This is a genomic window from uncultured Sanguibacteroides sp. (assembly GCF_900543425.1).
In the GTDB taxonomy this organism is placed as follows: Bacteria; Bacteroidota; Bacteroidia; order Bacteroidales; family Marinifilaceae; genus Gabonibacter.
This window is the reverse complement of record NZ_UQRQ01000008.1, coordinates 135,351-160,562: the sequence shown is the minus strand read 5'-3', so window position 1 is coordinate 160,562 and position 25,212 is coordinate 135,351. Positions and strand designations below refer to the sequence as shown.

Here is a 25,212-nt window from a genome sequence, read left to right as displayed (position 1 = left end):
ATTATGAATAAAGGTTAAAAAGTAAAACAGATGATTAGAATTAATGTGGCTCTCCGGGTAAAATTAGAGAACAAGGAGAAATTGATAGAGATTTTGCGGGAACTTGCTGTTAAATCGCGGCAAGAGAACGGATGTATAGGGTACGATATTTTTTCAAATATGATGGAACCGGATCGGTTGGAGATTATCGAGACGTGGGCAAATGCCGATGTGCTGGAAACCCATCGCAATACGGAACATTTTACCCGCTTGGTACCTCAAATGCTGGCGTTAAGTGAGGAAAAGCGGACCGATAAATTTGCAATTCAAGTAAAAGACGAGTAGGAGATAGGGAAAAGAGGTTGTCCTCGATACTTCTTGCTTACCGTTCGCCGCTTTGAGGAGAACGAAGGTGAGGACGTGGACAACCTCTTTTCGGTTACAGGGGTTCTACAAGCATGTAGATCCGGGGATCGTTGTTTTGAATAAACCAATATTTGCCGTTTCGTTTTACCAGCGTAAACGCTTGGTCGGCGAAAACCCGGTAAAGATCGGGTGCGATATCGGTTGCATATTCGTCAGCTTCTTCCGATTGTGATTCTATAACGTTCATGGTCATAATGTCTTTATCGTATTGGAAGTCCATGTCCCATACCAGATACCCCCATTCTTCGCTATAGAAATTCAATTCGTTCATGTCCTCGTTTTTTCCGTAGTTCACGTAGAATTCAATATCGTAGAAATCGGGATCATTTTCATATACCAGATCGATAATATTCTGCATTTCCCCGCTGTATTCGATGACGACGAATCCGCCTACTTCCTTTAAAAATTCTTCCGTGGAATTTCCGAATCGACATGGTTTCTGCTCCGTGTAATCCAGGGAACCGACTTTTGTCTGTTCGCTCCAGATTTCAAAATTATCATCGGTTTCATTATAAACCAAGCGGGTGATATTAGTATTATTAACTTGAAAAGGTTTCCTGAACTCAAATCCGTCGTCGGTTATTTTTATCGGTAAATGCTGGGTGTAGAAAACATTGTTTTCTTCCCATTCTAAATTGATTCCGCATCCCCTCCAAAGGCAAAACTTCGTATTCGCTCCCTGAATATTCATTACACGATAAAAGGGTTTATTCGGATCGGGAAGCAATCGATTGTACATGGCTAATAGTTTTTCATAGGTAAGAGTACCCGTATTGGGTTCAAACTCAATGTAACTCTCCGGTTCAAATGTACTGCTGCGGCTTTTGAAATAGAGTAAACCGTTTTCTTTCCGATCAAATTCGAAACGGAAATCACCTTTGTTCAGACTATTTACTAATGTGGCAAAAACGGAGTAGGTGTCGAAAATCAAATCTACTTGCTGGGAATAACGAATGGCATAACTGCTCTCTTCTGTTATGATTTTTCCCTTCTTTGAATAAGTGATCTCTGCCCGGTTATTCTCTTTAAAAATAATTTTAAGGTAGATGTCGTCAGCCGATTCGTTGTAAATATAGTGTGTAATCCATCCCTCTTTGGCGGTGACCAATTCGTTTTGAATTTCGCTGATGCGTTGAGCGATTCTTGCCTCCGGGGAGAGTTCAAAAAGGTCGTCTACTTCGTTGTCTCGGCAAGAGACAACGAAGGCCGTACATATCAGTAGTAAAAAAGTAATTGTTTTCATAATTATTTCTTTTTTAGATTTAGCAATAGTCTTATTTCTCATGCCCCAGACGATGTTGTAAATCATTTCGGATATTTTGCAAATCGACACCGATCCGTTGCAGGTATTTTTCCAGGGTTAGTAATTTTTTCTGAATAATTCTTCTGCCTGCATTCATTTCTACAACATCTTGTACCTGAGATGGTTTAAGGCCGCTTGTCGATTGTTCGTTAAATACATACTCCAAATCTGCATACGGGCTGACGATCCAGAAATAGAAGAGTTCCGCAAAATCCTCTTCCGGAGCAGAGCAGGCATAATTGGAGACCATACCCAGTTTTATGGCGTCTTTTAGTTTCAATGATTTCCATCCTCCTTTCGTATAACTATTAGGAGTGATGTTACGGAAATCATCTGGAAAACCGAAAGTCTGATGAAGAATATGGGCATATTCGTGAAAAGCTGTTTCCAATTGTCCCGATATCCATTTCTCTTTTTGGATGTTGTAATCATTTACTTCCGTGAAGCGGATAAGGGTTCCCCCTTCGGCTTGTCCGGTGACTCTTGTTCCGTCCATGTTATAGGCCGGCGATCCGATAAGAAGAATCATGCGCGGAAAGTTTTTTACGACAAACTCACGCGAAGATCCGGCTTCCAGCGGACCAACCCAATACTCTTTTAAAAATTCGGCCATCGGTAATACTAACTCTTCTTTGACCGGATAGATATAATACCAGTCGTCCGGGATCAGGTTTTTTATATACCGGTATTCGACGATCGTGTTATAAGGTCGGAATAGTTCATTTAATTGTTTATCCAGTTCCGTGTTTGATTTTGTTGGAAAAAGGTCTTCTTCGGAGGGGAGTAACGAATCGTTGTCGGAACATCCGGTTAGCCCCAAGCTAGCAAAGAGTAAGGTAAAAAATATTATCGTTTTCATATGTTCATTTATTTATTGGGTTCAAGACCAGCTTCGATCGCATAGCTGGGGATTTGATAATCTTTGTTCGGTGCGATCTCCGATAAACGAATGGTGGTACCGTCTTGTAACAGATGTTCTACATCCAGGTTGTAACGTTTGATGTCGAACCACCTCATACCTTTCATCAGAAATTGAACTCGTCTTTCAAAAAGAATATATCGGATCATAGATTCCTGTTCCGTATCGGCAGGGTAGGCTTTTTGTATTGTAGCTCTGCTTACTTTAGAGCTATTATAGTTGTAATAGACTTTTTTACCCAAGGCGTGTAACATATCCAAAGCTTTGTCGAAATTTTCTTCTCGGGCATACCCTTCGGCTGCATTGAGTAGGGCTTCCGACATAGGGAATAGATCGTATGCCGAATAGAGGGTGTTCTTTTTTTCCGGCACAAAAAAGTACATGGGAGTATATATATTTCCGGAAGTAAGGTATTTTGCTTTCAAACGGAGGTCGTTTTGTTTGAACGGATTTTTCAATTCCGTATCTCGAATTTCCTCTGTTAATTGATAGATAAAAGCATAATTGACCATGGTGGCTGAAATTTGTACCAGCCCCACTTCATTCTGGGTGATATCGATAGGCCCTTCTTGGTCTTTGCTGTATTCGCTCCAGGAGCGCATTACCAGTAATCCGCCGAAATGTTGAATGGCTTGGTTGGCGTACTCGATGGCCTGTTTTACATCTTTTTTGTCCCTGTTGCGGAAAGTGTAGAAACGGGAGGCATATAAGTATATCGTCGGGAACGTAAAATGGTATTTACTCGGATTAAATAGTTTGGGATGTTTTTCCAATAAGCGGATTCCTTCCTGTAAATCTTTTTCTGCCAGTTGATATACTTCTTCCACGGAAGCTCTTTTGTAACGAATCACCAATTTGTCCTCGGGTTTGACAACGTAAGGAACACCTGGATCTGTCGGGGCCGTAGCCTTATCGTAATGTTTAGCAAATAGGTTGACTAACATAAAATGACTATAGGAACGGATAATTAAGGCCTCACCCCGGATGACTTCCGCTTTGGCGGACTCTTCCGGGAGGATTTTCAATTGATCCATGGCCTCGAGGGCATGGTTGATGTTGGCTATGGAACTGTAAGTAACTGTCCAATAAGATGCTGGGGCATCCTGATGTGTCTGGTTCTGGAAATTGCGACTCCATTTATACAAATCTTCTATCGTTTCCTGTGTACGGTTTACTCCCTTTACGGCAGTCACATCGTCGGAAGACATATGGGTAAACCTGAAGCCGTATTTGTTCTGGTAGGCTCCGGTAATCATTTGATAGACCTTGTCGAGGTTATCGATTTCCATGCGCTCGTCTGGTGAAACATCCAGAAAAGCGTTACATCCCGTGAAGCAAAGAACGGCGGACAAGAACATAGTATATAGATGTAAATAATATTTTTTCATCGTTTTAAATTTTAGTTCTGTTGATTCGTTTATTGTTTTCTTACTACATTTATCGTGGACTTAGAATCCTATATTCAAGGTGAATACATATTGGCGGCTAATCGGCATAATAGTACCTCCCGACCAGGAAAATTCCGGATCTTCACCTCCCAGTTTTTCTTTATCTGCCAGCCACAATAAGCCCACGTTTGTAGCTGAAAAACCGAGATTCACATGATCTATCGAGAGTTTTTGCATCCATTTTTGAGGTAAGGAATAGGATAGGGATAAGTTTTTTAGCCGGATAAAGGAAGCATCGGCTATCCATAGATCCGACATGCCATAAAGGTTGTAGGCAGTAGAAATATCCGTTTCATTGGAACGGTTATAGTAATCTTTATCCAAAATAGCAGGGATATGAGTGATTTTTTCATCTCCTGCAACCCGCCAACGATTTTTTAATTTGGAAGGTAAAGCTTCCGAATCATAATAACCGTAGCTGTAATTTTGCATAACCCGTTTTTTATGTCCGAATTGTCCGGTAAACAGGGCCGAGAACGAGAGATTTCCAAAGGTGAAAGTATGTCGCATACCGGCATTTGTGGTCGGTTCCAGATTTCCGCTGTAAACGAAATCGCTCCAGTCGTAGCTCTGTAATTTCAGGTAGTATACCTTTTCATTATTTTTATTGAAAAACATAGGTACTCCGTGGTCATCCAATCCGGCAAACCGGGAGGAGTAAATACCTCTTACCGGCCCGTTCAATACCGGAACTCCGTATGTACTTACAGCTCTTCCCACCCAGTCCTGACTGATTAATTTCACAATTTTGCTATGATGATAGGCATAGTTGATATTAAAGTTCCATCGGAATTTTTTAGATTGTATCGGAGTATAGGTTAGTGTGAATTCTATACCGTGTGAATTCATGTCTGCAATATTTCCCAGTTTCAGACGTTCTCCGCCCACTCCTGACGAGGGATAGGCTCCTATCAGGTCGAAGGCCTTTCGGTTGTAATAATCTATGACCAGATTTAACCGATCTTCCCATAATCCTACATCTATTCCGGTGTTGAATTCATGTTGTTTTTCCCAGGTAAGATCCCGGTTTCCCAAGCTAACAATGTCGATCTCCAGTTCGGAGAACGAGGGATGGAATGGATGACTGTTCACACGTGTACGGGCTAATAGAGTGGAATTTGTCGCATTACCGAGGGAGGCGTTCAATCCATAGGTCAAGCGCAGATTCAGTAGGCTTAACCATTCTATGCGATTCATAAAATCTTCTTCCTTTACGGCCCATTTGCCACTAATATTCCAGGTGGGTAACCAACGGGCGGAGCGGGCATGTCCCAAGCGGTTGGAACCGTCATAGCGAATTGTCCCATTAAAGGTATATTTTCCCTTGTATGAATATCCGTAATTTAGGAAAAAGGCGGCAAAACGGTCAAAGCCTTTGGCTTTTCCAAAATAGGAACCACCGACTGATTCCAGGTATTCCATGTAATTGGCCGAAGGTTTGGATACATTTCCTGCATCGAAAAAATGACCAAAACCATAATTCCAGTCTTTATCCCGATTAATGTAACGAATTTCTGCCCCGAGCAGGAAGGTAAACATGTGGTTTGAACCTATCCGAGGGTTCCAGTTTACGTTTGCATTCAAATAATAATTGAGCATTTCATCATAAAAGGCTTCGTATATACCTCCTTCTGGCAGGATACTGTACTTGATTCCGGAATTGTCTCCTGGCTTCTGGAATAGTAGGCCGTTGTTTGCTTGGATCAGGCCGGAATCATCCGGCCCGGTTCCGGCCCGATAAGCTTTTGCTTCGTTGGAATTTTCGTGTACTTTTCTATCCAGCTTGGACATATAATACCGAGCCGATACTTTTCCGGATAGGGATAAACTACTCGTGATTTTGTAATTAATATCGGCTGCGAAGGACATGTCCCTGACAGTTGCTTCAATCTTATTTTTAGATAATTCGTCCACGATGTTGTAATCGGCATAATTTTTTCTAAAAAATTCCAGATTCCCGTTTTCATCCCGGCAACGGATGGCGCGGCTGGTTTGTAAAGCATAGAGGAAAGGGTTATTGTCAAAATTGCGTTCGATGCGTCCCGTGTAGCGATCCACACCATTGACGTCATCCGTACTTTGTGAAGCACCGGATAATCGTTGCTTGCGAAAAGACATATTGGTGGAGGCTGTTAGCGTCAATTGCTTCGTGATATCGAATGTCCCCTTTAATAAGGCGGTGTAGCGGTCTACCTTATCGGCAATTGTCCATCCGTTGTCATGCAGATAACTGATGGAAGTATAGAAGGTATTTTGGGAACCTCCGCCGGAAATACTTAGTGTGTGTTGTTGTTGTACTCCTGTCTGAAATAACTCTTTGAACCAGTTGGTATTTGCCGCTTCATATTTTCGTAAAAAAGCGTTGGCTTCGTCGCTGTTATCGACCCAGTTGATCTCGTTTTTGGCAATTAAATCGAACATCTTTCCATAGGGACCGTGGTCTATTGCGGATTGAGTTTGAGCTACATTAATCCAGCCTTTTTCATAGAGTTCCCGGTTTACGGACATTTGCTCTTTGGAGTTCAAAATATTGTAATCGTTATACGAGGGAATGGGTTTGATGCTGATATTGGTTGAATAGTTCACGGACATTTTACCTTGTCGTCCTTTCTTGGTTGTGACCACGATAACTCCATTCATTGCTCTTGCACCGTATAATGCCGTTGCCGATACGTCTTTCAGTATTTGTAAGGAGGCAATATCGTCCGTGTTTAATCCTGCTACTCCGGAGCTGATGATGGTCGAAATATTCCCGGAATTCAAATCATCCATGGATACATTTACCGCATCCTCCAGTATGACACCGTCAATCACCCATAACGGTTTTTGGTTCCCGTAAATAGAAGAAGCTCCGCGAATTCGTAATTTCGGTGCACTACCGAAGGTACTTGATACGTTTTGAATCGACACTCCGGCAACTTGACCTTCCAGTGCTTTGGTGATATCCGGTTCGCCCGGTAGATAAATGTCTTTCATTTCTACTTTCGAAGCGGCTCCCGTGAAGAGCTTGCGGTCGATTTTTTGATAACCGGTTATCACGACTTCCTCCATACTTTGTACATCTTCTTTTAAAACAATCGTCATCGGTTTTTCCTTGTACATGACTTCTTGGGTTTTCATTCCCACGAAGGAGAAGATCAACACGATGGAGTCCTGTTTCGGGACATTCAGCTGGAATTCTCCTTTTATATTGGTTGTACTTCCCGTGTGACTTCCTTTTAAAATAACCGATACCCCCGGCAATGGTTCTCCTGTTTCGTCTTTTACGATACCCTTGATCATGATCATGGTTATTTTTTTCTCATCTTCTCTTTTTTTTATGATGACAAGTTGGTGATTTATTTCGTATGTTAAATCGGTTTTAGCCAGACAAATAGTTAGTATCTCTTTTAGTTCGGCCTGTTTTACATTGATTTTAACAGGAGCTATTTTGTCTATATCGTCAATGGAGTAGAGAAAGGTATATTCTCCTTTCTGTTCGATGGTTTTAAAAATTTCCTCCAATGTTCCCTTTTCCAATGAAATGTCGTATTTCACGGATTGAGAATATACCCCACCGAAGCTTTGACATATATTGATCAAAAGAAGCAGGATCGTTACTTTCATTTTTACAAAATTAATAGGCATATCTCCTCTGGAGCCTGAGCCGGGTTCTCGTTTTTTTTTCATAGATTTGTAATATTAAAAGTTAAACTTGATTGTCCCTTTGCTGGAGCAAGCGGACAACGATTAAATTTTAGTCGGGGAGGTGTTGGAGCATCTCCCTGTTTTATTTGTTTTTTACTGTAATAACAGTTCCGTCGATCGAGAATTTTACTTTTCCCGTTTTTTCTATCATAGACAACGTCTCTGAGATTTTTTCGTAACGATTCATAATGCCGGAAAACAGGATATCTTTCGTACCTTCTTCATATCGGATTTTTACGTTATACCATCGGGCCATATCGTTCATGATGGATTCCAATCGTTCCCTTCTGAATACAAAATTTCCTTTTGTCCATGCCCGGTAGGCTTCTGCATCTACCTGTTTCACGGTCAACTCTTCTCCGACTAAATCGGCTTGCATGTCAGGAGTTAATACAAGATTCCGGCTTCCTACATTTACTTCCACTTTCCCGCTTATTAAGGTGACGGTCGTGCGTGCTTCTTCGGAAAAGGATTTTAGATTGAAAGAGGTTCCTAATACCTTAATCGTTGTTTCATTCATTTCTACGATGAAAGGATGGATTTCGTCCCGGAAAACCTCGAAATAACCTTCGCCTTCTAATCGGACAATTCGTGTCTTTCCGACGAAACTTACGGGATAAATCAAACGAGATTGGGCGTTTAGCCATACATTGGTTCCATCGGATAAGGTTACCTGGAATTCACAACTGTTCGGGGTTTCCAGGGTATCCCATTTTTCTTCCGATTTGTTTTTGTTCGTAGTGTAGATAAGATTGTTTTTTATTTTTTTAATGCTACCTCGAGTACTGTCTGCTGTAATAATAAGGTCGGAATTCGTTAATAGAATGTTTTCACCGTTGGCCCGGCGGAGAACGGCCTGACGCTTACCCGGTACAAATTCAGAAATTGAGTACGTGTTATTTCTGTTTTCCCGCGTTGATATAAATTGTTGAAAGTAGAATCCCGCCCCCAATAATAAAATAATGCCAGCTGCATAACCGATTTGCTTTAATCTGATGAATCGTTTTCGGGGTTTTATCTGTCGTTTCAAGTTGTGCCATATGTTTGTCGAAGAAATCTGTTTGTATTGTTTATATCTTTGTTCCCACCCGGATTCTTTTAATAATCTGTCGGAAATGGTTTGATGAAAGGTCTTTTCTTTTTCCCATTTGTCCAACTCTTTTTGTTCTTGATCGGAAATGATACCGATCTTTTGTTTGTAGATCAACTCTGCTATTTTAATGTATTTCCGAGTCATTTTTTTCTTTTATTGTTTTATTAAAACAACTGAAAAGGAAAAACGGGTAGTCAAAATTCAATTTTTTTTTAATGAGATAAGTTATAGATCGATGGTGGTGTCTCTGATGATAATTGTGTCGTTTCAGGGGATGCAGGGAATTATTTTAAACAAAGAAGAGAAGGTAAAAGTAGTCTTGTAATTTTTCCCGAAGGAGTTTGTAGGCATTTTTTTTATGAAATTTTACGGTATTCAGAGAGATGTTTAATTGATAAGCGATTTCCGAATTGTCCAATCCGTCTAAATGAAGCAAACAAATATTACGACATTGTTCGGGTAGAGAGTCTATAGCTGTAAAGATCATTCTTCGGGTCTCTTCTTCAATAACCGATCTCATATAGTAGTGCTCGGTATCTATTTCTTGTAATGATTCCAAATTGTATTCGTTTACGATTCTTTGATGCTTTAGAATATTCAGGGCTTTGTTTCTTACGGTAGAATACAAATAAGCCTTGATAGATATTTCATCTGGAAAAATGGATCGATTTTCCCATAAAGCCATAAAGGCATCTTGAGTGACGGATTCACTCTCTTCCGAATTATTCAGATGGCGTTCTGCAAAAAGAACCAATGACTTGAAATATTGATCGAATACCTTTTGAAAGTTTATTCGAGAGCCATTATTTAGTATTATATTATAATCTTGATTCACGTATTGCCCTATTTGTTAAGATATCGTGACAAATATGCATATAATTTTTATATTATAAATACTTTTCATTTGAAAAACTAAGTGTAATCATCGAATCAATTCGAGCGTGGTGAGAAATGAATAAAAGCGAGAAATTTTTCTCGCTTTTATTCATCAGGATAGCAGTACGTTAAAGGATTCTGTCATGCTGGGATGCGTGTATATGAAATCCCGGAGCACCCTGTAGTCTTGTCCGGTTTTAATAGCCAAAGCAATCGTGTTGATCATCTCGTGGGAATCTGTACAGAAAAGGGTACATCCGAGAATCTGATTTGTTTTGGCATCTATAATAGCTTTTAGTACTCCCTCTGTTTCCCCTATTGTCAGGGTGCGAGGAATGCTGGCAACAGCTAATTTTTTTACCACTATTTCGATTTTGTTCTTTCGGGCTTCCTCTTCACTTATGCCTACCCGGGAAAGGGGAGGATCAATGAATACGGAGTAGCTCACCGGATTCCGGTCTGACGTGTTTCGTTTTTGATCTCCAAACAGATCATCACTAACGATCCGCGAGTCATCCAATGAGATATAAGTGAACTGTAGACCTCCGGTCACATCTCCCATGGCATATATATGCGGTATATTGGTTCTTAAATGTTCATCCGTTACAATAGCTCCTCGTTCATTGGTTTTTATTCCGGTACTTTCCAGATTTAATCCGGCCGTATTGGGTTTACGACCTGTGGCTAAGAGAACTGCATCTGCTTTTATCTCGGTCCGGGAGGTGTTTTCTGTGGTTTGATAGCTGACGATAGCTGTCTCTCCTTTGTCTTGAATCGAGGTTACTTTTACACCCATGTAGAATCGTATGCCTTTCTTTTCCAAGACCTCTTTTACATTTGCCGCAATATCCCTGTCTTCTTTGGGAATCAATTCGTTGAATCCTTCGAGAACAGTTACTTCGGAACCGAAAGAGGCGTACATGGAGGCGAATTCCAACCCGATATAACCACCTCCCACGATAACCAGATGACGGGGAAGTTCCGGTAAATCCATGATAGAAGTGCTGGTATATACTCTTTTGTTGTTTGCTATTCCTTCTATCGGAGGGACAACCGTTTCGGCTCCCGTGTTAATGAAGATATATTTTGCTTTCAGTTGAACATTACCTTCCGGTATTTGCACGGAAACCACTTCGGGGGATACGAACGAACCCGTACCGGTATAAACGGTGATATTCTTTTCATCCGTGAGGTTATGGTAATTTTTTTTCCGAAGTAAAGCGGTTACCTCATTTTTCTTTTGGACGGCCTGACGATAAAATGCCCGTTTTTCTTCAAAAGAAGCGAAATCTTTGTATTCAGCGATTTTAGCCTGATGTACTAATGTTTTGGTCGGAATACATCCGATATTGATACAGGTTCCCCCGTACATTTGTGCCGAACGTTCGATCATGGCTACCGTCCAGTTGCGTTTGGCTAATCCTGCGGCAAGTGTTTTACCTCCTTTGCCAAAACCGATAATGATTGCATCGTACTGTTTCATAATGAATTATTTTTGCGTTGATTTTTTAATACTCTTTGTGCAGATTCTGAAAGTAAGATGATCGCTCCCGCGAGAATGGCCGTGTCCTTAATTACTAAACGTCCGGCCCCGCTAAGTAAGGGAAATCCATATTCCCCACTTCCTAAGTCGGGAACCCATACTTCGGGAGTGGTGACGAGGAAAGAGAGGGTCCCAAGGGTCATGACAATGGCCAATAGAGCTCCGATAACTCCTATTTTCGGAAAAAACATGCCTAAAAATACCAATATGCCGATACTCATGATCAGGATTCCCAGCCCGTGAGAAAATCCATAAGTGTTATTTCCCTTATGCCAATTTTGTTTTAATTCGTTTCGCTCTCCTTCTTTCATCTTGTAGTTTTTATATTCCGGAGCCTGTTTGTTATAGAAGAAACTCATGAAAGGACTGTTGGCCACAAAGGGTACGATCCCTTCCGCTTCGTAGTTCCAGAATTTTAATCCTCCTATCCAAACAAAAATAATCAGAATAGCTATACGTGTTAGGTTGATTCCAAGTTGTTGAATCGAGGAAGCAATTTGAAGAAAGGTGTAAAATAGGTTGTTTAATTTTGTTGTCATGTTATTTCCGATTTTGATAGTTAAACTTACGATACAAAAGTCGGATGTTTTATCACGGAAATAAATGGCTATTTTGCCGGATATATTGTCAATTTTTCCCGATCTCTCTTTGTCGGTAGGTAGATATACTCTCTCCTGTCATGTGCTTAAAGAAACGGCTAAAAGCGGAAAGATCTTCAAATCCCAGAATATCGGCGATCTCCTTTGCACTTTTAGAGGTGTATAGTAACAGGCGTTTTGCTTCGGCTTCTATTCTTTCGTGAATAATACGCAGGGGGGTAGGCATATGATATACTGCAAAAAGATTGGAGAGGGTTTTGGGTGAGCGGAATAAAAGTTCCGCGTAATCCTGTACTCGTTTCTTTTCTTTAAAGTGTTGGTCCACCAATACATAAAATTGCCGAATCAGATTAAAATTTTTCTCTTTTTCCGAACTTATCTCGTATTTGTTCTTTGCTATCCGCGTGCAGGTGATGATGAAGCGTTTCAGGAGAATGCGTAACATCTCCTCCTGAAGATTATCGTGTATCCCGTATTCTCCGGCAAACTTTTCGGTAATATCCCGTAAAACGGAGGATTGTTCTTTGGTTAACTGTAATTTCATGATGTTGGAAGTCCCGTTGAACAAAAAGCCGTTACACGAAACTTCATTATCGTGTCCGTGTATGCAATAAAAATTACTGTTGAACAGTAAAGTTAAATACTCTCCGTCGACCTCCTTTATTTCTATATGATGTAATGGAGTCAAAGAGATGATCTCGTTCGGTTGCAGGGTGACGGTAATATGGTCGATTTCCAGTGTTAACGTTCCGTTTTGGATCCAGATAAATTTATAGAGACTGTTGTTTTTTTGAAGGGAAGAATCGGCATGGAAAGCATGAGTTAAACTCATATTTCCGTTTAAACGGGTACTGAAATGATATTCCATGATGCTTGATCAATTTTTTGTAAATATATGAATTTTTGAATACGGATTGAGAATTAGGGTTATAATTCTTATATCTCGGATCATTTTTGGATGGAAAGTATTACTTTTACGACTTGTTTTTAATAAAAATGAGACATGCGTCAAAATAAACCGACATCTTCAGAGAAAAAAAGAAGAGGAATGTTCTCCGATGTTTCTGCTCGAAAGCGTTATTTGGCAGCCTTACTATTAATTTTGGCGATGGTTGGAATCTCTGAGTTTTGGGGTGAAAAAGAGATCATTTTCCCGGAACTGGCGGCACTTGCCATTGGTATGTGGATTGTTGATAAAAGGGTATGGCGGGTAAGCCGGGTAGGCATGGTTTTATTGATGACTTTAGGTGCTGTTTGGGGTGTATGTCTCGTGCGTTACTCCGTCTTGCCTTTCCTGGTTAACCTTGCTTTTGCCTTCACGTTTGCCGCCATCGGTTTAATGGTAACACGTTCCAGTTTAATCCCGCTGATTTCTGCTTGTATGTTACCCGTGTTGTTGAAAACGGAAAGTTGGATCTATCCCGTGGCGGTTTTTGTGATGTCGTTAACCCTTGTATTGGGACAGATTATGATGGAAAAGTGTGGACTTCGGCGGAAAATTGTTTATGTGCCTCCCATGAGAGATCGTAAAAAAGAGGTGTTTAGATGGGGGTTGCTGTTATGTACTTTGCTGATGATTGCCGTTATACCGGTATATACTTCGCGTATATATTGTATATTACCGCCTTTGGTTGTGACCTACGTGGAGTTTGCCAATTCAAAGGCCGGTTTCAGGAATCGTCCGGTTCAAATTTTTTTATTACTGGTCATTGCCGCCACTCTGGGAGCTGTATTTCAGCTTGTCGGACACCTTTATTGGGGGTGGCCGGAGTGTATTGTGGCTTGTATCCTTTTTCTTTGTTTGTTTTTCCTTTTCGAGTGGTCCGGTAAATTTTTTGCCCCCGTCGGAGCGGTTGCATTGATTCCGATGATTATTCCACCGGAAGATTTGTGGTGGTTTCCTTTACAGGTGGCTTTGGGGGCAGCTTTGTTTATAACTGTTGCCATGTTACTCTTTCTGAAATGCTATAAATGGCCGAAACCTTATCTGATCGTGTGTTTATTACCCGCGTTTATCCGCCGTTCGCATCGGCGGAAGATAAAAGTGGTGGTGAGTAAATGAACATATAATAAAGTAAAAAAGCGGGATGGTTGTTTTTGACAAAATCATTTTATAGTATTTGTTCTCGAAAAATGTTATCGGTGTGTTCACCGGAGTCTTAAAACCGTAAATATCCGATAAATAAAGTGGAGGGTAAATTCCAAATCCCTCAAGAGACAGAAATTCACCCTCGTCAAAAATTTTATAAAATCGGTCGATCATTTACTACCCGGACGTTCCGGACGGGCCCATCTTTGTATCACTTTATTTCTATCTCTTTCTTTTTTAGGGATAGGTAGCGTGTAAGCGGCATCATTTTTTTCCAACACGTAAGTTAATTTATCCGTCGGATCCAAATCGGAAGTATACGTATGAACGATTCTCGGACACCCCCAACGGCGAAGATCAAACCATCTGAATCCTTCGAAACAAAACTCCACTCTCCGTTCGTTTCGAATTGCTTCTATCGCCAATGCCTGAGTTCCCATAGGAATTTCGATTCCATCTGCCATTCGATTTTTACGAATCGTTCGAATGTCTGCGGCTGCCTCCGACAATTTATTTTTCTCGGCATAAGCTTCGGCCCGATTTAAATAAGCTTCGGATAGGCGGAATGCTTGTTGAAATAAAGTACTTCTGTAAAATTTACGTGGTACTTGATTATTATCAAACCAAAAATCCAACCGTTTATCATTTTCTCCAAACAATTTCATAAGCGAGGCGGAGCGTACGTAGAAAGCTCTGTTTGCATTTGCCCGCCCGTAACCCCTTACCAACTCGTTACCGAAAGAAAATAATACTTCTGTATTTTTAGGATCATAAAAAGAGACAGCGTTATACGTGTTCAAATCGACCATTTTTGCTTCTGTATGCTTGAATACGGAATCAGCAAATGCGATTGTTTCGTCGTACTTCTTTTGGAATAACATGATCCGGGAAGCAAGAAGATAGGCTGTAGGCAGGTTGGGTCTGAAAATTGTTTTTTTGATGCCGCTCCGTTTGAACATGGCAATGGATAAGATTATATCCGATTCCATTTGATCGTACACTTGGCGTACCGTGGCCCGTGAAGCTGTGTTATCCTCTATGCCGACTTCAAAATTCAAAGGTACGCACATATCGGTTTGGGCACGCTCTTCATCTACATAAGGTAGTCCGTATAAATTGGCTAACATGAAATACGACCAGGCCCGTAAGAAATAGGCTTCTCCCATTAAATCGATCTTTTCATTCTCATCTCCTTTCATATCCGGAATATGATCCAGAATAACGTTAGCGATCAAAGTCCGATGATAGTATTCTCCCCACTCTTTCCCTTCTGCAAAAGTATTGTCTTTTTTTATTTCCGGATCCTGTTGCCAGGTATAGTAAGCCCAAAAATCCAATCGCCAGTCTCTCGAACCGTTCGTAACGATCATTTCATCCGTATCGTCCGTCATAATATCCAAAAATTGACAAAAGGATCCACCATTGTTTAATCCTTCTCCGAACAAAAATTCTTTAAAGGCCGTTACTGTTTTCGGAACGATCAGATCTTGAGAGCTCTCTTCTAAGAAATCATTGCATGCTGATAACATGACGATTCCCCAAACTAAAAATATATTTTTTATCGTTTTCATCTATTCGTTTTTTTAGTTTTCTATTTCAATTCTTATTAAAACGACACTCGAAGCGTTAAGGCATAATTCCTTTGCGGGGGAACGGTTCCTGCTCCCATTGTTACTTGTTCAGGATCTCTACCCTTTAATGCTTTGTCTTTGATGACAAAAGGATTGGATATATCTAAACTTAGACTGGCGGAACTCATTCTCATCATTTTTAAAAATAGGGTATTGAAATCATACCGTAAGGATAATGAACGGCAGCGTAAAAAGTCTCCCGAAACAACCCGTAAATCACTTTTGTTGTACATCTCCCATTTATTATCTCCGATCTCGAATTTTCTATCGGTTAAATAGATAACTAAATTATCATCCGATAAAACAGGTATATTCGTGTGTGTTTGATCTCCGGGTTTGCGCCAGCGATGAACCAATTCACTCGATAAATTTTGTTGAGGGTAGGGTAGCGATTGGCCGCTTGATTTATACAGGTCGTTCAAACGGATTTTACTACCCATGCTAAATGAGAATAATCCGTTTAACGTGAATCCTTTATAAGATATCGAGGTGGAAAATCCACCGGAGAGATCGGGAGTTCTTTGTCCGGAATAAGTTAAAGCTCTTTCTATGGCTTCCTTTTGACTGGACACGATCATTTCTCCCTTGTCATTTGTCTCTTCCTGTCCGTTGAATGTCGGGAAGCCATTATTATCCAATTCTTTGAATTGATACGAATAAAAACTGTCTAACGCTTTTCCGTTAACAACCAAGGAACCGTTGATATAATCTTCTACCGTGGTATTTTTCTTTTCTCCGGCTCGGCTTACTTTGTTGTAGTTTTTGCTCGTGTTAAAAGAGAGGCTCCATGTCACTTCTTTTGTCCTTATTGGAACAAGCGAGAAACTCAGCTCCCATCCTTTGTTTTCAACGTCTCCGTCATTGATCGAAACATAATCTGCTCCGGTGGAAGGGGCCAATGTTTTATGCACGACTTGGTCTATCCCTTTCTTTTTGTAAAATTCAACCGTTCCGAAAAGCCGATCCCGAAACAATGAAAAATCCATCCCGAGATTGAATGCTTTTGTCTTTTCCCATTTCAATTTTTTATTGGGAAATTTATTTAACCGGGAAGCATACTCGTTTGCTCCGGACCACAATGTTCCCATTTCTACGATAAGATTCGGCGTTTGATCCGGATGCACGTTACCCTGTATACCGTAAGATGCCCTTATGGCCAGGTTATTGAGCCATTTTACGTTTGTCATGAATTTTTCGTTCTTTATGTTCCACCTGCCGGATAAAGACCAAACCGGTAAAAAACGTACGCTTTTATCCTGGCCGAATTTATTGGAACCATCCGCCCGGATGTTGAAATTAGCGATATACCGGTCATCGTATCCGTACGTGAAAGTTCCGTAAAAAGAGAGGTAATTGTTCAGGTTATCCGTGATGATATCCGGATTATCTTGAACCTTATAGGCATATTGTTTCCAGGTTTCGAAACTTGTATTCACAAACTTTTTCCCTCGATCCGGGAGATATCCCCATTGGACGGAGTTCAATCCGTTATATTTTATAGAACGGATCTCATTACCACCGAGGAATAGAAAATCGTGAGAACCGAATTGTTTGGCGACCTGAATGCTATTTCTTATCGTGTAGGCAAAATTGCGGGTATCGTTGCTTCTCAATTCGCCTCCATAGGGAAGTTCGCAAAACATTTCGGTAAACATCCAATCGTCTTCAGGTAACGGCTGTCCGTAATCGAGTTGCCTTAAGTCCGCCACGTAATAGCTCTTTTCTCCCGCCCATGAGGTTTGGTAATTATTATTCGTCGAAATGTTTATGAGCGAACTGAATCTCAACCAGGAAGTAATATCCCAATCCAACGTGAAATCCATTCCGAATGTTTGATTTTTTACTTTCGAGCCGGTATTTTCCAATTCATTGAGGATATTGTAACTCAACGGATAACCACTGGCAAGGGCATATTCCTTGAAATAGAACATATAATTTCCTTGCTTGTCATAAGCCGGAATCGCCCTGGATGTTTGGTAAGCATATTCATAAAGATCTACGGAAGAGTGAGGTCTCTGGGTTTGGGTTAATGAGCCGCTAAGCGTGAATCCTACCCGGAGTGACTCTAACAGACGAGTGTTTATTCGCATTCTCACGTTGTATTGGTTTTGCTTCTCTTTCCTTGTCACCCCTTCGTCATTTCCGAAGCCGATAGAAAAATAGTAGTCCGTATCATTATTTCCACCCGAAATGGAGAGTGTATGCTTATGGCTGACGGCCGTTCTGAATAACAAATCATACCAATCCGTATTTATGTTTTTCAATTCTTCTACGGTTGCATCAAATTGATTTTGATCAATAAGGTTGTTCTCTAAGTCTTGGACGGCCTTTTCGTATCCGATCGTCGGTCTGAAGGAGGAAAACTTCAATCCTCTTTCTCTCATCTCTTCGGATAATTCTATCCTCTCTCTCGAATTCATTCGAAACATCTTGTTATAGGATGGAGCGGAGGTAATAGACATTCCCGTACTTAAACTTACCTTGGGTTTTCCGCTTCGTCCCCGTTTTGTCGTGATCACGATTACCCCGTTGGCAGCCTTTACTCCATAAATAGCCGTGGCCGAGGCATCCTTCAGAATATCGATTCGTTCGATATCTTCCGGGTTCAGGCTTGAGATGGCATTGCCGATTAAATTTACCTTATCCAGGCTGTTTAATTCCTCTGCCGTTATGGCTACCGGATCTTCCAGTATAATACCATCGATCACCCAAACCGGCTCCCGGTTTCCCGTGATGGAAGAGGAACCTCTGATTCTGATTTTAGGAGCGGCCCCGGGAGTGGAGGTTTGATTCATTACTAAAACACCTAATAATCTTCCTTGAAGCATTTGATCAATAGATAAACCTGTTCCGACCAGTACATCGGCACCGTTTATGGACACGATGGAGCTGGATAACTTTCTTTTCTCTATCGTCTGATAACCGGTTACAACGACTTCGTTTATTTCACTCACCTCAGGTTTTAATTGGACGGTTAAAATCTTCCGGGTCTCACCCTCTTTCAGTTTTTTTATTTCGACTTCTTTCGTTTCCATTCCGATAAACGAGAATATCAAGGTAGCCGTGTCTCGGGGCAATTTAATTTTAAATAAGCCGTTGTTATCCGTTGCCACACCTAAGGCCGTTCCTTTTATTACCACGGCAACACCCGGTAGCGGTATATTATTGATGTCTTTTACAATTCCTTCTATAAATAGATTTTCGTGTTTTGATGAATCTTGTTCCATCTCGGTAATGGGTATTAAGACAATATAATCATCCACGAACTTGTATCCCAACTTGCTTCCTTTTAAGATTTGACTCAATAATACCGTTAACTCCACCTCCTTAAAATTGGCCTTTACTTGTTGGTCTGCCATTAATTTGTCATCATTATAAATGACAATGAGATTGGTCTGTTTCCGAATCTCTTCGAATACCCGCTTGATATTCGTTGTTCCTAAACTCATGCTTAATTTTTGTTGAGACATCACGTTAGCCGACAATGTCCCGAAAAAAATAAGACACATCAAAAAAGTAAGTTTCATACGTCTACAAATTTTTGATAACTCGTTTTCTGACATAATGAGCCATCGAATCTTGTTTTTTTTCATAGCTTTGTTGTTTGAATGTAACATAAATTTCCTTTTGGAAGTTTAGAAGCCGGAAAGTGCGACCAACACTTTCCGGTATTTCATAGTCTCTTCCGGATGTTAAAATTGTTTTTCCTGAACAGTAATCATATTTCCTCGTATTTCGAATTTGACTTCTGTTGTGGCTTCGATCAATGATAAAATATATCGAATATCATCGTATTTCCTGACGGCTCCTGAAAACTTCAACTCTTTCAACTTTTTGTTGTGAAATACGAATCTGACTTTATACCAACGACTCAGTTTTATAGCTAATTGCTCCAGGGGCAGCGCATCGAAGTTCAGTATCCCATCCTTCCAATCTGTATAAATATGTGCATTTACTTCCCGAACCACGGACAATAAATTTTTTTTATTCAACACGTATTGCTCGTTCGGTTTCAAAACGGTTTCCTCTTGTCCGTTGCTGACATTCACTTTACCGTGAACTAACGTGATTTCAGCTTGTTTGTCGTTTCGGTAGGCCATCACATTGAACCCGGTTCCCAGTACGTTCACCGTGAATTCATTTGTTCGGACTAAAAATGGATGTAATGAATCGGACGCTACTTCAAAATAGGCTTCTCCTTCTAAGAAAACTTCGCGCTTCTCTCCGTTGAAAATAACCGGATATCTCAATTTGGATTCGGAATTTAAATACACGATGGAATTATCGGCCAGGCGCAAACAGAACTCTCCACCGGACGGAACAAGTAATTCATTATATACTGTTTCTTCATGCATGTCCTCTCCGGGAGTTTGATAAGTAATCGTAGAGGAGTCGGTATTAATTTGAACACCGTTTTCCGTCAGTTTACCGGCGGAGTGTTGTCCCAATTTTATTTGTCCACCGGAAGAGAGTACCAGTATGGCTTTCGCTTCTCCCGGCAATATGGTGGCCATCTCCTTTCCTGCATATTGTTTTTCCTGGTTTTTTTCCCGAAATATAAAAATAGAAACTCCTGACAATAGAAGAATGGAAGCGGCTACGGAGATGCTGAGCCAACTTTTTCGCTTCCGACGTCGATGAATGATCCCTTGCTCAATCCGATCCCAGGCTTTTTGTAGGCATAAACGATCCCACTTTCCGGAATATTTTCCCAGGTACCAGGTCCGGCATATTGCCTCGTACTCTTTTTGATTCTCTTTCCCTTCGATAAGCCATTTCCGTAAAATATCCAATTCTTCTGTCCGGATATTTTTTTCCAAAAAACGATAAATAATCTCTTCTATTGCTTCCGGTAAAACCATATTATCTATTAAATTTTACCAATAAGACTAAATTGAGACTAAAATGGGTGAATTAAAAATGATATTTTTTTAAGAAAAATAAAAATAACAGCGCTTGTTCGTTTTTTATTTGCTCTCTTAACGTCTTCATGCCGTTCTTTAATAAGGTTTTAACCGTATTCACGGATATGCTTAAAAATTCTGCGGTCTCTTTGTATTTCATGTCCTGCATCAATATGCAATCTACCACCGAACGAGTTTGATTCGGCAATTTATCAATTTCCTCTTTTACCCGTGTTACGATTTCATCCCCGATCCTGCTCGCTGTTTCTGCCGCAATATCCAAATTCGTATACTCTATGTGTCTTCTTAATACATCCCGCTTATGTACATGCGTGTAGCAAGCATTTCGGATTGCAGTAAACAGATAAGAAGAGAGAACTACGGGTGAAATTTTCGATAAATAATCATCTTCCAGTAGACGCATAAAAAATTCTTGGACAATATCTTCCGCCACGGGTATATCGTCCGTAAATTGTTCCGCATAAAGTACTAACGGTTTGTAGTATCTATTAAACAGTACTTTAGCTCCGTTTTGTCGATCTTCTTTAAAGGCTTGTAAATTTCTTTATCTGCAATCTCCATTTAATATATAAATACATATTGTTGATTGTTGCAAATTTATTCATTTTCATGAACGAAAACTAAAGATTTATCAAAATTGTTAATGTGTTATTTTAATATGTTGATTACAAGTGAATTTTGATCGTTTGAATAAAAATATTGAAAAAAGTGGTTCAAAGTGGTTTAAAGTGGGAAATATTTTCATAACTTTACGTCATAAACTGGAAAAACTATATGTTGTCGTTTATAGGAGATTATACATGCAAATTGGATAACAAGGGACGAGTTGTCGTACCGTCGGCGTTTCGCAAAGGAATGGCGGCCGTGGGGGAGGGTTCTTTTGTCTTGCGTCGTAATATTTTCGAAAAATGTATTGATCTTTATCCGAAAGGGGAATGGTTGAATCTGATTGATGATTTACGAAACCGGATTAGTTTATTTGATCAAGAGGAGTCTTGCTTTAAGAGGGAATTTTTTCGGGGAGTTTTCGAAGTGGATCTGGATGGAAACGGTCGAATCTTAATCCCCAAGAAGATGTTGGATGAGATTGAGGTAGAGGGAGATATTGTAATGGTGGGACAGGATTCAAAAATAGAGATATGGGATAAAATAAACTACGAAGAAAGTGCTATGAATACGGAGGATTTTGTAAATTTGACAACTCGAGTTTTTGGAAAGCAGGAAAAATAAACGTGCCGCATGGCTTGTGATTTCTGAGCGTGGAAGTGATTGTAAATCATAAATAAAAGTTATGGAATATCATGTACCTGTATTATTGGAAGAGTCTGTGGCGGGATTAAATATTGATCCTGAAGGTGTTTATCTGGATTTGACTTTTGGAGGAGGAGGTCATTCGAGAGAGATTCTGAAGCACCTGTCCGAGGGGTGTTTGATTGGATTTGACCAGGATTCTGATGCATTGGAAAATGTTCCGAAAGATGATCGGTTTATTTTCGTAAATCATAACTTTCGTTATTTGCGTAATTTCTTGCGTTATTGTGGTTTTGACCATGCCGATGGTATATTGGCGGACTTAGGGGTCTCCTCGCATGAATTTGACGAAGCCGGAAGAGGCTTTTCTTTTCGTTTTGATGCGACCTTGGATATGCGGATGAATAGAAGAAATCAGTTAAAAGCTACCGATGTATTGAATACTTACACCGAAGAATCTTTAATACGTGTGTTTCGGAATTACGGTGAAGTGGAAAACGCTCGGCGTCTGGTCGGTTTGATTCTAAAGGCACGTGAAGAAAAGGAAATCATTCGTTCGGATGAATTTTTACAAGTTATAGCTCCTTGTGTTCCTAAATTGAAAGAGAAAAAGTATTTGGCTCAGGTCTTTCAAGCGTTGCGTATAGAGGTCAATGGAGAGTTGGAGGCATTGGAAGATATGTTGCAGCAGGCGGAGATGGCATTGCGTCCCGGAGGGCGTTTGGTGATTATTACATACCATTCGCTGGAAGATCGCATAGTGAAGAATTTTTTGAAGTCCGGAAATTTTGAGGGAAAAGTCGAAAAGGATTTTTACGGTCAGGTAAAAAAGAGTTTTGAGTTGGTGAATCGAAAAGTGATTGTGCCGACGGAGGAAGAAGTCGATCGCAACCCGAGAGCCCGGAGTGCCAAGTTAAGAATTGCAGAGAAGTTGTAGTATGAGGTGGTTTAAGAAAAAAAAATATAAAGATTTTGTTTCTCCTTCAGAAGAGAAGAAAGAGGTATTGGGAGAGTCCATGAAAGAACTTTTGGATGGGCGTATTTTGGCAGACACCGTGTTGCGGAAAAATATTCTATTCATTCTTTTTCTGACGGTTTTGGGGATATTGTATATTGCGAACGGGTATAATACGGAGAAATTGTATATGAAAAAGGTGAAGTTGGAAAAGGAGCTGAGTGAATTACGATTCGAGTCGATAACAACAGCATCGGAATTGATGAAAATCAGTACGCAATCGGAAGTGATAAAACAGATTCGTAAAGAAGGACTGAATTTGGTGGAGAGCAAGGAACCACCGACAAAGATATACGAAAATTAACGGGTGTCGATAGGGATATGTCAATAAAGCATGAGTTAGCCGGACGTTTGGGGTTTGTGTACATCTGCGTGATGGGGATAGCCGCATTAATTGTGGTAAAGGCTTTGCATGTCCAGATTTGGGAAGGAGAAAAATGGCGGAGTAAATCCAGGGATGTTTCCGTGAAAGACTTCGTTGTCGCTCCCAACCGGGGGGATATTTGTGCGGCGGACGGAAGAATATTGGCCAGTTCTATACCCTATTATTCACTGCGTTTCGATTGCAAGGCTGTTCCGGATGACATTTTTAAAAAGAAGATAGACAGTTTAGCCTTAAAGTTATCCCGTTTTTTTAAGGATGCGCCTGCTGTAGAATACAGAAGTAAGTTGTGGAAGGGGAAATACGGGGCTAAACCGAATCAGTATCTGCTGATCAATCGGAGGAAGGTCTCTTATAATGAGTTGAAAGAGTTGAAGACGTTTCCTATTTTTCGGGAAAAAGGGAGTAGAAGCGGGCTGATTCCGGAACGGGAAAATGTGCGTTTGCAACCTCATGGAAATTTGGCTGTTCGAACCATTGGTTATTTAAATGAGGGTAACGACGGGACGTTTGAAGGACGCGTCGGCTTGGAGGAGGCTTACGAGAATGAATTGAAGGGAGAATTAGGACGTAGTATACGGCAAATGATGTCCGGACGATGGGTTTCGGTAACCGTTGAAGATCCCGTGGATGGAAATGATGTGATTACTACAATAGATGTTGATTTTCAGGATATTGTGCAGAATGCGTTGGACCGGCAGATGGAGCTTTACGATGCGGATGCCGGGACTGCTATCCTGATGGAAGTAAAAACGGGAGATATTAAGGCTATTGCCAATCTGACCAAAACATCTAAAGGGTATCGGGAAATGTTGAATAATGCAATCGGGGATGCCGCAGAACCGGGTTCTGTGTTTAAGGCGGCAGTTATGATGGCCATACTGGAGGATGGGTATGTACACCCGGAGGATACAATTGATTTGGGTGACGGATGTTATACTTATTATGGAAAAACATTGCGGGAATCGAATGGTAAGCCGGTCGGCAAGATAACCGTGAAGCAGATATTTGAACGTTCCTCTAACGGAATTTCGAGGTTGGTATATGAAAATTACAAGAATCAACCCGAAAAATTTATTAACCGTCTTTACGCGATGCAATTGAATAAAAAGGTGGGGATTGAATTATTGGGAGAGGGAGAACCTTATATTAAATATCCGACGGATAAGGATTGGAGCGGCATTTCTTTGCCATGGATGAGTATCGGTTATGAAGTGAAACTGACCCCTTTACAGGTGTTGGCATTTTATAATGCCATTGCGAATGATGGAAAAAGAATGAAGCCCCGATTAGTTAAAGAGATACGTAACCGGGGAGATGTTATTAAACGGTTTGGTACGGAAGTGATGGATCGACATATTTGTAGCGATAAAACTTTGGCTGCCTTACGGGATATGATGGAGGGGGTCGTGGAAAACGGAACGGCAAAAAACTTGAGTCGTGCTCCGTATAAAATTGCGGGAAAAACTGGAACGGCAAGGGTTGCCGATCGTTCCAAAGGATATGGGGTAAGAAAATACCGGGCCAGCTTTGTCGGATACTTCCCGGCGGATAATCCTCTTTACTCCTGTATTGTAGTGGTAGAAAATCCGTCGTTAACCAAAGGATATTACGGGAATGTCGTTTCCGGAAATGTATTTCGGGAAATAGCGGATAAAGTGTATGCGAAAGCTTCTTTAGAATTTGAGGAGTCGGAGGAGTTTCCGGAGGAGTTTGTATTGCCTATCAGTAAAAACGGTTTGAGATCGGATTTTTTAAGTATATATGATGAGTTTGGTTTTCATGTAAACGATAAACCCGCGGAGGAAGCCAAATGGGTCATGACGACTCGGGATGATGAAGGATTTGTATTAAAACCCAGAAGTGTTTCCGAAACATTGGTTCCTAACGTGAAAGGTATGGGGTTAAGGGATGCTTTATATCTTCTGGAGAATAGCGGTTTGAAAGTAGGGGTGAGTGGTTCGGGAACCGTAAGTAAACAATCGTTACAGCCGGGTAGTCGGGTGCAGCGAGGTAGTTATGTCAGTATAGAACTAAAATAAAAGA

Annotated in this window: 19 protein-coding genes; 6 read left to right on the top strand and 13 right to left on the bottom strand. The window is 40.7% G+C overall.

Annotated elements, in window-relative coordinates; translation table 11 throughout:
• Positions 1–30: 30 nt before the first annotated feature.
• On the top strand, positions 31–324 hold the full coding sequence (locus QZR76_RS06400; protein WP_294141461.1) for a putative quinol monooxygenase: 294 nt from the start codon (positions 31–33) through the stop codon (positions 322–324).
• A gap of 94 nt (positions 325–418) precedes the next feature.
• Here the strand turns inward: QZR76_RS06400 and QZR76_RS06395 are convergent, their stop codons facing one another.
• From QZR76_RS06395 to QZR76_RS06355, 9 genes are all read right to left on the bottom strand, one after another.
• Positions 419–1,648, bottom strand: a complete 1,230-nt coding sequence (locus QZR76_RS06395) for a DUF4302 domain-containing protein (protein WP_294141459.1) — start codon at positions 1,646–1,648, stop codon at positions 419–421.
• A gap of 31 nt (positions 1,649–1,679) precedes the next feature.
• Positions 1,680–2,567, bottom strand: a complete 888-nt coding sequence (locus tag QZR76_RS06390) for a substrate import-associated zinc metallohydrolase lipoprotein (RefSeq protein WP_294141457.1) — start codon at positions 2,565–2,567, stop codon at positions 1,680–1,682.
• An 8-nt stretch (positions 2,568–2,575) separates the two neighbouring features.
• Positions 2,576–4,015, bottom strand: coding sequence for a RagB/SusD family nutrient uptake outer membrane protein (locus QZR76_RS06385; RefSeq protein WP_294141455.1), 1,440 nt, complete (start codon positions 4,013–4,015; stop codon positions 2,576–2,578).
• 60 nt (positions 4,016–4,075) lie between these two features.
• Positions 4,076–7,744 (bottom strand): SusC/RagA family TonB-linked outer membrane protein, encoded by a 3,669-nt coding sequence (locus QZR76_RS06380; protein ID WP_294141453.1) that lies wholly within the window; start codon positions 7,742–7,744, stop codon positions 4,076–4,078.
• Between the two features lie 100 nt (positions 7,745–7,844).
• Entirely contained in the window at positions 7,845–8,999 is a 1,155-nt protein-coding gene (locus tag QZR76_RS06375) for a FecR family protein (RefSeq protein WP_294141451.1), read from the bottom strand.
• A gap of 145 nt (positions 9,000–9,144) precedes the next feature.
• Positions 9,145–9,690 (bottom strand): RNA polymerase sigma-70 factor, encoded by a 546-nt coding sequence (locus tag QZR76_RS06370; protein WP_294141449.1) that lies wholly within the window; start codon positions 9,688–9,690, stop codon positions 9,145–9,147.
• 153 nt (positions 9,691–9,843) lie between these two features.
• Positions 9,844–11,214 (bottom strand): FAD-dependent oxidoreductase, encoded by a 1,371-nt coding sequence (locus QZR76_RS06365; protein WP_294141447.1) that lies wholly within the window; start codon positions 11,212–11,214, stop codon positions 9,844–9,846.
• Positions 11,211–11,813, bottom strand: coding sequence for a DUF417 family protein (locus QZR76_RS06360; protein ID WP_294141445.1), 603 nt, complete (start codon positions 11,811–11,813; stop codon positions 11,211–11,213). The genes QZR76_RS06365 and QZR76_RS06360 overlap by 4 nt, the downstream gene beginning before the upstream one ends.
• Positions 11,814–11,901: 88 nt before the next feature.
• Positions 11,902–12,741, bottom strand: coding sequence for a helix-turn-helix domain-containing protein (locus tag QZR76_RS06355; protein ID WP_294141444.1), 840 nt, complete (start codon positions 12,739–12,741; stop codon positions 11,902–11,904).
• 135 nt (positions 12,742–12,876) lie between these two features.
• Here QZR76_RS06355 and QZR76_RS06350 point away from each other — a divergent pair, with 135 nt between their 5' ends.
• A complete protein-coding gene (locus QZR76_RS06350) occupies positions 12,877–13,935 on the top strand; it encodes an HPP family protein (protein ID WP_294141442.1) in 1,059 nt (352 codons plus the stop codon).
• Positions 13,936–14,132: 197 nt separating this feature from the next.
• Here QZR76_RS06350 and QZR76_RS06345 read toward each other — a convergent pair whose 3' ends face one another.
• The 4 genes from QZR76_RS06345 to QZR76_RS06330 form a co-directional block, all read right to left on the bottom strand.
• Positions 14,133–15,533, bottom strand: a complete 1,401-nt coding sequence (locus QZR76_RS06345; protein WP_294141440.1) for a RagB/SusD family nutrient uptake outer membrane protein — start codon at positions 15,531–15,533, stop codon at positions 14,133–14,135.
• 35 nt (positions 15,534–15,568) lie between these two features.
• Positions 15,569–19,120: a SusC/RagA family TonB-linked outer membrane protein gene (locus QZR76_RS06340; RefSeq protein WP_294141438.1), complete on the bottom strand. Its 3,552-nt coding sequence runs from the start codon at positions 19,118–19,120 to the stop codon at positions 15,569–15,571.
• Between the two features lie 165 nt (positions 19,121–19,285).
• Entirely contained in the window at positions 19,286–20,455 is a 1,170-nt protein-coding gene (locus QZR76_RS06335; protein WP_294141436.1) for a FecR domain-containing protein, read from the bottom strand.
• A gap of 52 nt (positions 20,456–20,507) precedes the next feature.
• Positions 20,508–21,014: a sigma-70 family RNA polymerase sigma factor gene (locus tag QZR76_RS06330; RefSeq protein ID WP_294141478.1), complete on the bottom strand. Its 507-nt coding sequence runs from the start codon at positions 21,012–21,014 to the stop codon at positions 20,508–20,510.
• Positions 21,015–21,292: 278 nt separating this feature from the next.
• Here QZR76_RS06330 and mraZ point away from each other — a divergent pair, with 278 nt between their 5' ends.
• The 4 genes from mraZ to QZR76_RS06310 all read left to right on the top strand — a co-directional run bounded on the left by mraZ (position 21,293) and on the right by QZR76_RS06310 (position 25,208).
• Positions 21,293–21,748, top strand: coding sequence for a division/cell wall cluster transcriptional repressor MraZ (mraZ, locus tag QZR76_RS06325; RefSeq protein ID WP_294141434.1), 456 nt, complete (start codon positions 21,293–21,295; stop codon positions 21,746–21,748).
• A 61-nt stretch (positions 21,749–21,809) separates the two neighbouring features.
• A complete protein-coding gene (rsmH, locus tag QZR76_RS06320; RefSeq protein WP_294141432.1) occupies positions 21,810–22,706 on the top strand; it encodes a 16S rRNA (cytosine(1402)-N(4))-methyltransferase RsmH in 897 nt (298 codons plus the stop codon).
• A 1-nt stretch (position 22,707) separates the two neighbouring features.
• Positions 22,708–23,088, top strand: coding sequence for an FtsL-like putative cell division protein (locus QZR76_RS06315; protein ID WP_286358535.1), 381 nt, complete (start codon positions 22,708–22,710; stop codon positions 23,086–23,088).
• Positions 23,089–23,105: 17 nt separating this feature from the next.
• Positions 23,106–25,208 (top strand): penicillin-binding protein, encoded by a 2,103-nt coding sequence (locus tag QZR76_RS06310; protein WP_294141430.1) that lies wholly within the window; start codon positions 23,106–23,108, stop codon positions 25,206–25,208.
• Positions 25,209–25,212: the final 4 nt, after the last annotated feature.